Source organism: Ruegeria atlantica, from assembly GCF_947495585.1.
Classification (GTDB): domain Bacteria; phylum Pseudomonadota; class Alphaproteobacteria; order Rhodobacterales; family Rhodobacteraceae; genus Ruegeria; species Ruegeria atlantica_G.
Genome location: NZ_CANLZK010000004.1, coordinates 86,834 through 99,071, shown reverse-complemented (window position 1 = coordinate 99,071; position 12,238 = coordinate 86,834). Strand labels below are relative to the sequence as shown.

Here is a 12,238-nt window from a genome sequence, read left to right as displayed (position 1 = left end):
GCAGAAGAGCGCGCAGGCGCGCTGCCTCCGGCGGGGATATTTCTTGCCAGATGAAGAGCGGATCAGATGCAGCGGCCACCGTCGACCTCCAAAGCTGTGCCGGTGATCATGCTGGCCTCGTCGGAACATAAGAAACAGGCGGCGTTGGCCATATCCTCGGGTGTTGAGAAACGGCCCAGCGGGATGGTCGACAGGAACTTGGCGCGAATTTCGGGCGTATCCTCGCCCATGAAAGACTTGAGCAAGGGCGTTTCCCCTGCAACCGGGCAGATGGCGTTTACCCGGACACCCGATGGGGCCAGTTCGACCGCCATGGTCTTGGTCGCGGTAATCATCCACCCCTTGGAGGCGTTGTACCAGTTGAGATTCGGACGCGGCGACAGGCCAGCCGTCGAGGCCACGTTCAGGATCGCGCCGGTACCACGCGATTTCATATGCGGAACCAATGCACGGGCGGTCAGATAGACAGATTTCATGTTCACGTTGAAAACCCGGTCGAAATCCTCTTCGCTCACTTCCTCCAGCGGGGTGGGAAGGTGGGTGACGCCGGCGTTGTTGACTAAGATATCGAGATGCCCCAGTCGATCAAAGGCTGCGTCTGCCATCGCCTCAACCGATGCGCCGTTGGCCAGATCGACCTGATGTGCAAAGGCGTTCGGGCCCAATTGATTGGCCTGAACTTCGGCCGCATCACCGTTGATATCCGCGATCATGACGCGGGCACCTTCTGACAGGAATTTCCGCGCGATCCCGGCACCAAAGCCTGATGCGCTACCGGTCACGATTGCGGTTTTTCCCTCTAACCTCATGATCTTGTCCTTTTGCAGCTGCGCAAAATCAGAGTAGCGATGCGCCGCAAAGATACCAGATCAATCTTCGGGTATCTTACCGCGCAAGGCTTTGACGTCTGAGCGTGCCTTTTTGGAAGCCAGACGTCGCTTGACCGAACCGTAGGTGGGTTTGGTGGCGATACGGCGCTTGGGTTTAACCATAGCGCGGGTGATCAACTCGGCCAGCCGGTTGCGCGCGATTTCGCGGTTGCGCGCCTGGCTGCGGGTTTCGTCGCATTGAATGATGATCGCGCCCTCTTTGGTCCAGCGTCGCCCCGCCAGACGCTTGAGCCGCGATTTGACGGGATCAGGCAAAGAAGGTGAGCGCGCCGCCTCGAACCGCAATTCGACGGCGGTGGACACCTTGTTCACGTTCTGCCCGCCGGGACCGGATGAGCGAACAAAGCTCTCGGTCATTTCCCAGTCTTGCAGGGTGATATCGTCGGTGATGCGCAACATGAGGCTGACCTTACAGGCCTGATCCGAAAACAAAAAGGGCCGCCCCGCATGGGACGGCCCTTCGAAAGCTCAGGAGGTTGGGTCGGTTAGATCAATCGACCAGCCGGAGCGAGCGCTCCGCCAAGGGCTGCCTTAACAGGCGATCCCCCCGGTTGTTCCAACACCTCTCTCCAATCCCTTTCTCGACATTGGATCACCTCCTTTCAAACTGTTTCGGTTACTGGAATCGTGCCACGAGTTGCACGAAACTCAAAACGTTTTTTTACGCGGGCTGAGCGGTCAACCGCGCGACGATCACCTTGAACGGGATCAGCGCGATCATCGCCAGCGACAATTTCACCAGCCAGTCAGCAAAGGCCAGCGTTAGCCAAAGGGGCGCCATCGGGCCGGTCAGCATGAAGGGTACAGGCTCCCACGCCCAGCTGATTGCGGCGTCGGCGTCGGCACCAAAGAATGTGATCGAAGCCGAGAATGCGATGGTGAAGAACAGCGTAGTGTCCAACGCCGAACCGATCAGGGTCGAGACCAGCGGCGCACGCCACCAACGGCCGCCACGCAATGAGTTGAACACAGTGACATCTGTGAGCTGTGCGAGCAGGAATGCGGTCCCGGACGCGACTGCGATTCGCAGCGGCACAGCGGCATAGGTGAATCCATCACCCTGCAGCATAATCTGGCTGCCGATCAGCGAGCAGATGATACCGGTGACAAACCCGGCAAACACGACTTTGCGGGCAGTCGCCACGCCGTAGACGCGGTTCATGATGTCGGTGACCAGAAAGGCCAGCGGATAGGTGAAAGCACCCCAGGTAAGCAGCCCGTCAAAGATCAGGAACTGAACCAGAAAGTTCGAGGCCACAACAATGGCAGCCATGGCAATAATGCCGGGTATATAAGCGCGTTGCATTTTCAGATGCCCGTTTTGACAAGGTAGCGGCGACTTGGCCAAGGGACCGTCCCAAGGCAAGCCGCGCTTCTAGACCTTTGATTTGGACGTGTCAATCAGGCAGAGCATACTCGACCAGTTCAGTACGCTGAAGCGCCAGAAAATTATCATCTGACACCATTGTGGCCCGCAAACGGCCCTCGTCGTCGCGCCAGACAGACAAACCCTCGAGGTTGTCATGTGCACCGGTCCCGGTTTGGAACAGAACCTCTTCGGTGCTTGGGGTGTCACCGTCCAACTCCCATCGCCGCAGACGCGAACGGAACCCGATCCAACCGACATCCCGTTCCAAAACGTAAAGCCTGCCATCCGGTCCGAAATCTGCTGCAACTGGCAGAAAGTCCCCCCGTTGCGGCAAAACGAAGGGCGTCGACCACGCCTGACCGTCCCACCGATAGACAGGGATATCACCCGTCGCTGTTCGGTTTTCCTCGGGCATTGTGAAAAGGTGACCGCGTTGATCAATGGCCAACGCCTCGAGCGAGCCGTTGAGCTCAAGGCCATCAAACGCCTGGGGCCGCGGCAGTACCTGCGCTTTGGTCCCTGGCGCGGGATAATATGCCACGCGGTGCGTGTTTTCGAACGAGACATAAAGACCGCCATCGGGCGCAATGGCTATGCCTTCGGAATCCCCGGCACCGCCGATCAGGGGGCGCCCCCGGCTGGAAATGAGAGGCCAGTTTCCGGTGATATGAATATCCGAAATTTCGTCATCATTGCGCTCGACCCGCGCGGTGATCAGCGTCGACCGATCTGTCATTCCCATCAAATGGCGGCCATCATCCGAGATGTGGATGGCAGAGAATCCGCCAAACCATTCGGCCGGGTGACGCCATGTGAAACTGCTCAGATGGCTGGACGTATTGTGATCAACTGCCCAAGCCGCCCCGGCCAGCATTATCGCGACGATCAGTTGGATTGCAGAACTTGTGTGCATTGCTGAGGCAGATCGGCCAATCGGTATTCACGCCGTTTCTTGGGCGCTGGGGCATTAGGGTCGGGCGGGGGTGGGTTAAGGATATTGTTCACCCATTGCTGCGCCTCGGCACAACCATCCCCTTTTGGCGGGGAATCTTGATTAACGCAACCATTCGAACCGCGTGGGCACTTCAGGCGCACGTGGAAATGATAATGATGACCCCACCAGGGCCTGATCTTGCGCAAATAGGCACGATTGCCCTTCTCGTTTTTGCACATTTCCACCTTGGCACCGGGAAAGACGAAAATACGCGCAACACGCTTGTCCTTTGCGGCCTGGCGCAGCACGGCATGGTGTTGTTGCGTCCAGTTACCGTTGACAAACGCGCCATTCGACCGGCGCAGCGAAATTGACGAGATATTCTCACGCGCCTTGCGGCTTAAGCGCATGTTGTCGCCGGGCAGCATCCAGATATCGATGTCCAGACCCAGCTGATGGCTGCGGTGCCCGGATGTCATCGGCCCACCGCGCGGCTGGCTGATATCGCCGACATAAAGCCCGTTCCACCCGGGCTGCTTTGCCGCGAACTTGCTAAGGTCCTGCACATAATCAATCGCCTCAGGATGCCCCCAATTGCGATTGCGTGACAGCCGCATCGCCTGCCATGTCGGTCCCGTTTCGGGCAATTGCACCGACCCTGCGGCGCATCCACGGGAATAACTGCCGAAGGCTGCGGATTTTTGCTGCGAACTTGCTTTCTGCGCCCCGAACAACTGCTTTGCCAGAGGCTGCGCCGTAGCAGTGTTCGTCAGAACAATCGCGGCCAGTATCGTCAAAAAACGTAATAAAATCATCTGCTCTGATCCCCTTCCGGTTTCACCCAGCGCATCAGTATTAGCCCCAGAATAAACAACAGAACGATGGGTGACACCCCCAGTCTTGCACTGCCGGTTACAGTTGTGGCTATTCCGATCAGTAAGGGGGCGGCAAAGGCTGTGGCACGCCCCGACAATCCATAAAGCCCAAAGCTCTCGACCGGGGCCTTGGGGTCGGTGTGACGCACCATCATCGAACGGCTGGCGGATTGCAGAATACCGCCCATTCCGCCGATCAGAACACCGCAGCCAAAGAACACCAGATCAGGCAGGCCGGATCCTTCGGGTAAAGACATGCCAAAGATCTGTGTGCGGTCCATCGACACGATGGTGATGCACACAAAGATCAACACCCAGATGGCCACCAAAATCACCGGTTTAGGGCCGTATTTCTTGTCCAGTTTACCACCGACCCACGAAAACGCAGCCGCAGCCAGAACGCTGACGATACCAAAGACACCGATCTTGATCAGGTCCCATTCCAGCACCAGCCGCGCATAAACACCGCCAAAGGTGTAAAGCCCGTTCAAAGCGTCACGGTAGAACATGGATGATCCAAGGTAGGTGGCCAGGCTGACCCGGTGACGCAGGTTGGAAATCGACTCGGCCAACAGGCGCAGCGCATCGCCCACACTGCCTTTTTTGTCGGTCGGCGCATCATCCCGGACCCACAGGAAGTAGGGGATCATGAACAGAACGAACCAAACCGCCGTGAATGGCCCCACAAAACGTGTGCCCTGTTGCATTGAGGCATCCAACCCAAACAGCGGATCCATCCCGATCAGGGTCTTGCCGTTGGCCTGCTCGACGAACAGCGCCAGCATGATCGCAAGTGAGATCAGCCCACCAAAATAGCCAAAGGCAAATCCTGACCCCGAAATCTCACCAACCTCATTTTCGTCCCCCAAATCGGGCAGCTGCGAATTGATGAAAATCAACGCATATTCCGCGCCAACAAAGCCCAAACCAAAGGCCGACAGCATCAGCCACATATTCGACCCGTCGGGCATCGTGTACCAAAGCGCGGCAGAGCCAACCGCATACATCACCGAAAACGCGAAAATCCATGGCATTCGGCGACCCGAAACATCGGCCATGGCCCCCATCAACGGCGCGCCAAAAGCGATGATCAGACCAATGATGGTCATGCAATTCGCCCACACCGTCTGCGCCCGCGCATCGGCCGCATCGGCATCCAGACCGGACGTCAGATAATACTCTGCCGCCACCCCGGCAAAGTAGGGACCAAAGACAAATGTAACCAGCAAGGTGTGATACGGTTGACTGGCCCAGTCGAAAAACCACCAACCCCAAATGCGCTTGCGCTTGGAAATTTCTGCCATAACTGCCCCTGTTTATCGTTGTTTTCATAAGACGGGTCTTTGGCCTATTTCGCAAGGGTTCTGTTAGCGCACACTTGCTCTTTGCCGCGCTAGCCACTACCTCTCGCGAAACGTGACTTGGAGAATACGAATATGATGGCAATTTTCGGCCCGATCGACTTGGTATTGAGCATCGCCTATTGGTTCGTCTTGATTCAGGTCATAATGAGCTGGCTGATCAACTTTCAGGTTCTGAACCTTCACCAGCAATTCGTTGCCCAGATTTGGTACGGGTTGAATCGGATATTGGAGCCGATTTATCGCCCTATTCGCAAAGTGCTGCCCGATCTTGGCGGCATCGATCTGACGCCTCTGGTCGTGTTGATCATCATCATTTCACTGCGAAGCTACGTCCTGCCGGAACTCTTTCTGGCCCTGAGCTGAGGCTGATCCCTCTTGTTCACCGAATCTTAGTATGTGATTGTCCTGTCTTAAGAGCAGATAAACCTTAAAACAGGGCAACCCCGCACATGTTCGACGCCGCACCGATGCTGCGAGATGTCTTTGGATTCGATGACTTCCGCCCCGGGCAGGAAGAGATCGTCGATGCCGTGACCGCAGGTGAAAACGTGCTGGCAATCATGCCGACGGGTGGCGGTAAATCCCTTTGTTTTCAACTACCTGCGTTAATGCGGGACGGCGTGACGGTGGTGATTTCCCCGCTGATCGCCCTGATGCGCGATCAGGTTCGCGGGCTGCAAGAGGCCGGCGTTGAAGCAGGTGCTCTGACCTCGGGCAACACGCCCGAAGAAACAGATGCCGTGTGGGAAGCGCTGGAGGACGGGCGGCTCAAGCTGCTTTACATGGCCCCCGAACGTCTGGCGGCAGGGTCGGCGCTGGGGATGCTGCGCCGGATCAACGTCAGTCTGATTGCCGTGGATGAAGCCCATTGCGTCAGCCAGTGGGGCCATGATTTCCGCCCCGATTACCTGCGGATCGGTGAGCTGCGGCGCGCGTTGGGCGTTCCTTTGGCCGCCTTCACCGCCACCGCGGATGCCGAAACGCAGGACGAGATTGTCGAAAAACTGTTCGACGGCACGCCCCCCAACAAGTTTCTGCGCGGGTTCGACCGACCCAATATCCACCTTGCCTTTGGGGCCAAGGATGGCCCTCGCAAACAGATCCTCGACTTTGCCGGCGCCCGAAAAGGGCAATCCGGCATCGTCTATTGCGGCACGCGCAACAAAACCGAGGTGCTCGCGCAAGCCTTACGCGCCGAGGGGCACTCTGCCTGCCACTATCACGGTGGGATGGAGGCCGAGGATCGCCGCATCGTCGAAACCCGCTTTGCCCGCGAAGACGGGTTGATCGTGGTTGCCACCGTGGCTTTTGGCATGGGCATCGACAAGCCCGACATTCGATGGGTCGCCCATGCCGACCTGCCCAAATCCATCGAGGCCTATTATCAGGAAATCGGCCGTGCCGGCCGTGACGGTGGCCCTGCCGAAACGCTGACCCTGTTTGGCCCCGACGATATTCGCCTGCGCCGCTCGCAAATCGACGAAGGGTTGGCCCCGCCAGAACGTCGCATGGCCGACCATGCACGCCTGAATTCTCTATTGGGTCTGGCCGAAGCATTGGTATGCCGCCGTCAGACTCTGTTGGGCTACTTCGGAGAACAGGCAGAACCTTGCGGCAAGTGCGATCTGTGTGACACCCCGCCCGAAGTGTTCGATGGGACCACGCCCGTCCGCATGGCCTTGTCTGCAATCCTGCGCACCGAGGAATGGTTCGGCGCCGGCCACCTGATCGACATCCTGCTGGGCAATGAAACCGACAAGATCCGCGCCCGGCGCCATGACCAACTGTCGACGTATGGGATCGGCAAAGAGTGGTCGCGGCCCCAATGGCAGGCCATCTTCCGGCAGATGATGGGGTATGATCTGGTCCGCCCGGACCCCGAACGCCACGGCGCACTGCAAATGACCGAGGCTGCCAAGCCCATCCTGAAGGGTGAGGCCCGGATCAACCTGCGCAAGGACACATTGCGCAAGGCCGGACGTCGCCCGGCGGTCAAAATGATGGTGTCCGAGGAAGACGCGCCGCTGCTGTCGGCCCTGAAAGCCAAACGGCGCGCTTTAGCCGAAGCCGCGCGGGTTCCGGCCTATGTCATCTTCCCCGACCGCACGCTGATCGAAATGGCCGAGAAACGCCCCATGTCGCTGGACGATATGGCCCGAATTGGCGGGGTCGGCGCGAAAAAGCTGGAACGTTACGGTGACACGTTTCTTGAAGTCGTCGCCGGTGAGGTTGAAGCCGTTCATCCCGCGCGCCGCAAATTGGCTGGCCGGGATCAGGGCGATATCTATGACCAGTTGCTTGAAGTGCAGTCGCAGCTGTCACGCGGTCCAGACGGGATCGACAAGCCGCTAACCTGCTCGGCCTCGCAACTGGCCAAGGTCGCACAATTGCGGTCAGATGACCCGCGCGCGATCGAACATGTTCTGGGTGACCGCCGTCACGAAAGGTTTGGGGCCGCCTTTCTGGACGTGCTGCGACAGACGGACTAGATACGGCCCAGAACAGGCAAGGAAAGAGAGCGGATATGCTGGTAGTTATTTCCCCGGCCAAGCGGCTGGACTGGGCAGAACGGGATGTCGAGGTCACGCAGCCAGACTTTCAGGACGATGCCATCCGCCTGTCAAAGACCGCCCGCAATCTGACACTGGGCGATCTGAAAAAGCTGATGGACCTAAGCGATGATCTCGCGCGCCTGAACCGCGACAGGTATCGCGCGTTCTCAGATGCGCCCGAGGCGGATGTGACACGCCCCGCCGCGCTGGCCTTTGCGGGCGACACCTATCAGGGGCTCGAAGCTGCATCGCTGGATGCCGAGGAGATGGCCTGGGCGCAGGATCATCTTCGCATTCTGTCCGGTCTGTACGGTGTGCTGCGCCCGCTGGATTCCATTCAGGCTTATCGGCTTGAGATGGGCAGCAAGCTAAAAACCCGCCGCGGAAAGAACTTGTATGAATATTGGCGCGATCAGCTGAGCAAAGCGCTTAGTGCGCAAGGTGCTGAGGTTGGATCGGACGTTCTGGTCAACTGCGCCAGCCAGGAATATTTCGGCGCAGTAGACCCTAAAGCGCTAAAGCTACGCGTTATCACCCCTGTTTTCATGGAAGACAAAGCCGGCACGCCAAAGATCGTGAGCTTTTTCGCCAAAAAAGCGCGCGGTGCGATGGCGCGGTATGTCATTCAGCACAGACTGGACGACCCCAAAGGACTGCTGGACTTTGACTCAGGTGGCTATGAATACCGCCCCGATTTGTCAGAAGAAAACAAACCCGTCTTTGTGCGGCCCTATCAGGCCTGATCCAACATAGACGGGTCATAGGCGACGAGTTCAACAGTATTGCCTTCGGGGTCTTCGGTGAAGATGCCGCGCCAGCCGATCCATCCGAACTGCTCGACCCGGTAGGGCTGACTGAGGTGGTCATACCACTGCATCACTGCCTCTTGTTCGTCGAATGGCAACGACAAGGCGATATGATGCAGGGATGACGCCCCACCTGTCACCGGTTTTTGCGACCCGGTCGGGTGCAGACCTGGTCGCGGGGCGGCGGTGTGGTGAAACAGGGCCAGGACCTGCGGATGGCCACCATATCCGGGCGCAATCTGGAAAAAGGTGATCGCGCTGTTGTGGTCACCGCTAAGACGCTCTAACCCGATCACGTTTTCATAAAACGCGACCATGGCGGCCATATCCACGCAGCGGATGGCAATTTCACCCAGCGCGCGGGGTCGAAATCCACGATCTTCAGACATGGATTCAATCTAATCTGCCCAGATTTCCTCTGCAACAACCGGGCAACAATCATCCGGTCTATGGGTCAGAACCATCTGGTGAATCGTCTGCTTTTGCAGCGGTTTGGTCAGGTAGTGATCCAGTCCGGCAGATAAGATTCCCTGATCGTCACCAGCCATCGCATGAGCCGTAAGGGCGACAATAGGAACATGACGGCCAGTCTCAATTTCACGGCGCCGGATTTCGGCTGTGGCCTGTTTGCCGTCCATTTTAGGCATCGAGATATCCATAAAGATAAGGTCGGGGTCAAACTCCTGATACTCCTGCACCGCTTCGATCCCGTTGCTGGCAAAGCGCAGGTCGATGTGCAGATCCTTGACCATCTTTTTGAGGATCAGTTGGTTGGTCCGGTTATCCTCGGCCGCCAGAACACGCATGATGCGCTGCGTTCCTTCGCAAGCAGGCTGGTTAAGTTTCTGGCTGATCGGTGCGGTCTCCGAAAGCGCCTCAGCGCCCTTTGGATGGCCAAGTGCCTTCAGGCGCGCGTACAGCTCGGCCCTGGGGATCGGTTTTTGTAGAACGCCTTCGATCAGGTGGCGCGCGGGGTGGGCGTGAATGACACCGGGATTGGCCGACATCACGACAATCGGCAGAGCGCCCCACCCCCTGTCTTTAAGCATGACGGTCAGCTCAAGCCCGTCCATGTCGGGCAGGTCATGATCGCACAGCAGAAGGTCCACACTGTCGTCCAGCGCCGTCAGCGCCTCTCGGCCCGAGGTGCAAATGGTGACCTGCACCCCCAGCCGCCCCAGCTGTTTGGACAGGATCGCGCAGTTGGCGGCCAGATCCTCGACGATCATCACGTGGCGCAGGCGCCCGTCAAGATCGGGCGGGGCGGGTTGCGGGCCTTCAGCGGGCGGCAGTGAGACGCGAAACCCGAAGCAGGACCCCTGCCCCGGCTCGCTATCCACCCAGATTGAACCGCCCATCAATGTGATCAGCCGTTTCGTTATTGCCAATCCCAGACCGGTTCCTTCGAAGGCCCGGTTTCGCTCGTCTTCGACCTGATTGAATTCGCCAAAAATGTGCCCGATCTTGTCTTCGTCGATGCCGATGCCGGTATCTTCGATCGCGACATGCACATCGCAGGATTGGGCATCCGGGTTCGGCACGCCGGTGACCCGGATCAGGACATGGCCCTCGGACGTGAACTTGACCGCATTGCCGACGAGATTGGTCAAAACCTGCCGGACCCGCCCCGGATCGCCGACAAACAATGTGGGCAGGAACAGATCGTAATCCACCAATAGCGTCAGACCTTTATCGCGCACGCTGGGTTGCAGCAGCATCGCGACTTCAAGAATGCAGCGTTCAAAGTCGAACTGTTCCGGGTGCAGGGTCAGCTTGTCCGCCTCGATCTTGGAATAGTCCAGGACGTCGTTGATAATCACCAAAAGCGCTTCGCCGGAATTGCGGATGGTGTTCAAATACAGCCGTTGTTCTTCATCCAAAGGTGTTTCGGTCAGCAATTCGGTCATGCCCACGATGCCGTTCATCGGGGTTCGGATTTCATGGCTCATATTGGCCAGAAAGGCCGATTTGGCGCGGTTTGCTGCCTCGGCCCGTTCACGAGCAGCGGTCAATTCGGCCTCATGGCGCACGGATGCGGTGATGTTTAGGGCCAAGCTCACCACATCGCCACCATGACCGCGCTGGTCGATCAGCTTAATGTAATGGCCGTTCCACAGCCGGATAACCTCGGGCTGGGGGTGTGGCATCACCCATCGCTGCAGCATTCTATCGCGCCAGGCGGGCGTCGGCTCGGACCCAAGATCAATCAGCCCCTCAGTCGTCAGAATCTCCAGAATCCTCGGATAGGTCACACCCGGCGCAACCTCTTCCAGCCCGTCAAAGACGCTTAAGTAAGCCGCGTTTGCCCCGATCAGGCGACTTTCCTCGTCGAAGAACGCGAATCCATCCTGAATGGTTTGGATTGAATGCCACAGGCGTCGCTCGGCCACCTCGATCTTGGCGTTGGCGACCGTCAGATCGGATTTAACCTTTTCATTCTCACCCCGGACCGTTTCAACCTCGGCCTGTGTTTCACCGATCCGCTTGGTCAATGCCATCGCATGCAGGCCCAGTTTGCGGTTCGCGGCCGACAGCTCTGCCTGTTTCATTTCCAACAACCGCTCGGCCGCCAGACGTGCGCGCCGTTCCTGTGACAGTTTTCCTGCAAGACTCATCTTTGGTGTTTCCGGGACAATCTGCGTCCAGCATCCGGGCAGAGAGTGAAGAACTGTTTAAGCCGTTGCCCAATGATCAGGCCTCATGTCACTCTTGCCAAAATGGAGGTGTGATATGCGGGGTTTCTTCGGCGCTTTGTTGGCCTGTGGCGTGTTTGCCCATCCTGTGGCGGCGGGTTGCGCAACGGATGGTCAGATCGATCGGTTCGTAGCGGATTACCTCTCAGCGGCACCCACACCTGCCCTTTCATCTAATGGCACAATGAATGACGCGCTGTGCACGCAAGCGCGCATAATGTCCGCATTAGAGCCACATTTAGGGCCGGTCATCGGCTACAAGGCCGGTTTGACCAGCGCGCCGGCACAAGAAAGATTTGGCGCATCCGAACCGGTTCAGGGCGTATTGTTCCGCGACATGATGCTGGATGACGGCGCGACCGTTCCATCAGATTGGGGCGCGCGACCGGTGTTTGAGGCCGATCTAGTGCTGGTTGTTGGCGACGCGGATATCAATCAGGCCACGTCGCCAGAGGAGGTGCTGCAACACGTCTCGGCCATCCGCCCGTTTATCGGACTGCCGGACCTGACCTTTGCCGAGGGCGAACCGATCACCCCGGTCACGCTGACAGCAATTGGCGTTGCTCCGAAACTGGGCGTTTTGGGTGCAGAAATCCCTGTGTCCGATCCGGCAGCCATAGCGCAGGCACTGACCGATATGACCGTCACCCTCCGCGCCGCAGATGACGAGATTCTGGCGCAGGTACCGGGCACAGCGGTACTGGGGCATCCGGCCAATGCCGCCCTTTGGTTAATGTCCAAAGGGATTGAATTTC

General features: G+C 58.3%; 11 protein-coding genes and 1 pseudogene. 4 read left to right on the top strand and 8 right to left on the bottom strand.

Annotation, left to right across the window (positions count from 1 at the left end; genetic code table 11):
* Window positions 1-62: 62 nt before the first annotated feature.
* From QMP16_RS09930 to QMP16_RS09905, 6 genes are all read right to left on the bottom strand, one after another.
* Complete coding sequence (locus QMP16_RS09930; protein ID WP_282152241.1) at window positions 63-809, bottom strand: SDR family oxidoreductase; 747 nt, start codon at window positions 807-809, stop codon at window positions 63-65.
* Between the two features lie 60 nt (window positions 810-869).
* Window positions 870-1,289: an alternative ribosome rescue aminoacyl-tRNA hydrolase ArfB gene (gene arfB / locus QMP16_RS09925; RefSeq protein ID WP_058272882.1), complete on the bottom strand. Its 420-nt coding sequence runs from the start codon at window positions 1,287-1,289 to the stop codon at window positions 870-872.
* Between the two features lie 262 nt (window positions 1,290-1,551).
* Window positions 1,552-2,196: a queuosine precursor transporter gene (locus tag QMP16_RS09920; RefSeq protein ID WP_282152240.1), complete on the bottom strand. Its 645-nt coding sequence runs from the start codon at window positions 2,194-2,196 to the stop codon at window positions 1,552-1,554.
* 91 nt (window positions 2,197-2,287) lie between these two features.
* Entirely contained in the window at window positions 2,288-3,172 is an 885-nt protein-coding gene (locus QMP16_RS09915) for an esterase-like activity of phytase family protein (protein WP_282152239.1), read from the bottom strand.
* Complete coding sequence (gene mepA, locus QMP16_RS09910) at window positions 3,145-4,008, bottom strand: penicillin-insensitive murein endopeptidase (RefSeq protein WP_282152238.1); 864 nt, start codon at window positions 4,006-4,008, stop codon at window positions 3,145-3,147. The genes QMP16_RS09915 and mepA overlap by 28 nt, the downstream gene beginning before the upstream one ends.
* Window positions 4,005-5,372 carry an MFS transporter gene (locus QMP16_RS09905; protein ID WP_282152237.1) on the bottom strand — a complete coding sequence of 456 codons (1,368 nt, stop codon included), beginning with the start codon at window positions 5,370-5,372 and terminating at the stop codon, window positions 4,005-4,007. Before QMP16_RS09905 ends, mepA begins: the two co-directional genes overlap by 4 nt.
* 132 nt (window positions 5,373-5,504) lie before the next feature.
* Here QMP16_RS09905 and QMP16_RS09900 point away from each other — a divergent pair, with 132 nt between their 5' ends.
* From QMP16_RS09900 to yaaA, 3 genes are all read left to right on the top strand, one after another.
* The gene (locus tag QMP16_RS09900; protein WP_108860000.1) at window positions 5,505-5,795 is read left to right on the top strand and encodes a YggT family protein; all 291 of its coding nucleotides are present in this window, start codon (window positions 5,505-5,507) and stop codon (window positions 5,793-5,795) included.
* A gap of 86 nt (window positions 5,796-5,881) precedes the next feature.
* The gene (recQ, locus tag QMP16_RS09895) at window positions 5,882-7,921 is read left to right on the top strand and encodes a DNA helicase RecQ (RefSeq protein ID WP_282152236.1); all 2,040 of its coding nucleotides are present in this window, start codon (window positions 5,882-5,884) and stop codon (window positions 7,919-7,921) included.
* A 35-nt stretch (window positions 7,922-7,956) separates the two neighbouring features.
* Window positions 7,957-8,727, top strand: a complete 771-nt coding sequence (yaaA, locus tag QMP16_RS09890) for a peroxide stress protein YaaA (RefSeq protein WP_282152235.1) — start codon at window positions 7,957-7,959, stop codon at window positions 8,725-8,727.
* Here yaaA and QMP16_RS09885 read toward each other — a convergent pair.
* Window positions 8,718-9,179, bottom strand: coding sequence for a VOC family protein (locus QMP16_RS09885; RefSeq protein ID WP_282152234.1), 462 nt, complete (start codon window positions 9,177-9,179; stop codon window positions 8,718-8,720). The genes yaaA and QMP16_RS09885 overlap by 10 nt on opposite strands.
* Before the next feature lie 9 nt (window positions 9,180-9,188).
* Window positions 9,189-11,405 (bottom strand): response regulator, encoded by a 2,217-nt coding sequence (locus QMP16_RS09880; protein WP_282152233.1) that lies wholly within the window; start codon window positions 11,403-11,405, stop codon window positions 9,189-9,191.
* Between the two features lie 85 nt (window positions 11,406-11,490).
* Here QMP16_RS09880 and QMP16_RS09875 point away from each other — a divergent pair.
* Window positions 11,491-12,210: pseudogene (locus QMP16_RS09875) on the top strand (2-keto-4-pentenoate hydratase); the annotation flags it as partial.
* Window positions 12,211-12,238 lie beyond the last annotated feature (28 nt).

Bases quoted from the DNA above. Each gene is read 5' to 3' on its own strand.
- yaaA (WP_282152235.1), top strand. From the start codon at position 7,957: ATGCTGGTAGTTATTTCCCCGGCCAAGCGGCTGGACTGGGCAGAACGG.
- QMP16_RS09885 (WP_282152234.1), bottom strand. From the start codon at position 9,179: ATGTCTGAAGATCGTGGATTTCGACCCCGCGCGCTGGGTGAAATTGCC.
- QMP16_RS09900 (WP_108860000.1), top strand. From the start codon at position 5,505: ATGATGGCAATTTTCGGCCCGATCGACTTGGTATTGAGCATCGCCTAT.
- QMP16_RS09905 (WP_282152237.1), bottom strand. From the start codon at position 5,372: ATGGCAGAAATTTCCAAGCGCAAGCGCATTTGGGGTTGGTGGTTTTTC.
- QMP16_RS09930 (WP_282152241.1), bottom strand. From the start codon at position 809: ATGAGGTTAGAGGGAAAAACCGCAATCGTGACCGGTAGCGCATCAGGC.
- mepA (WP_282152238.1), bottom strand. From the start codon at position 4,008: ATGATTTTATTACGTTTTTTGACGATACTGGCCGCGATTGTTCTGACG.
- QMP16_RS09915 (WP_282152239.1), bottom strand. From the start codon at position 3,172: ATGCACACAAGTTCTGCAATCCAACTGATCGTCGCGATAATGCTGGCC.
- arfB (WP_058272882.1), bottom strand. From the start codon at position 1,289: ATGTTGCGCATCACCGACGATATCACCCTGCAAGACTGGGAAATGACC.
- recQ (WP_282152236.1), top strand. From the start codon at position 5,882: ATGTTCGACGCCGCACCGATGCTGCGAGATGTCTTTGGATTCGATGAC.
- QMP16_RS09880 (WP_282152233.1), bottom strand. From the start codon at position 11,405: ATGAGTCTTGCAGGAAAACTGTCACAGGAACGGCGCGCACGTCTGGCG.
- QMP16_RS09920 (WP_282152240.1), bottom strand. From the start codon at position 2,196: ATGCAACGCGCTTATATACCCGGCATTATTGCCATGGCTGCCATTGTT.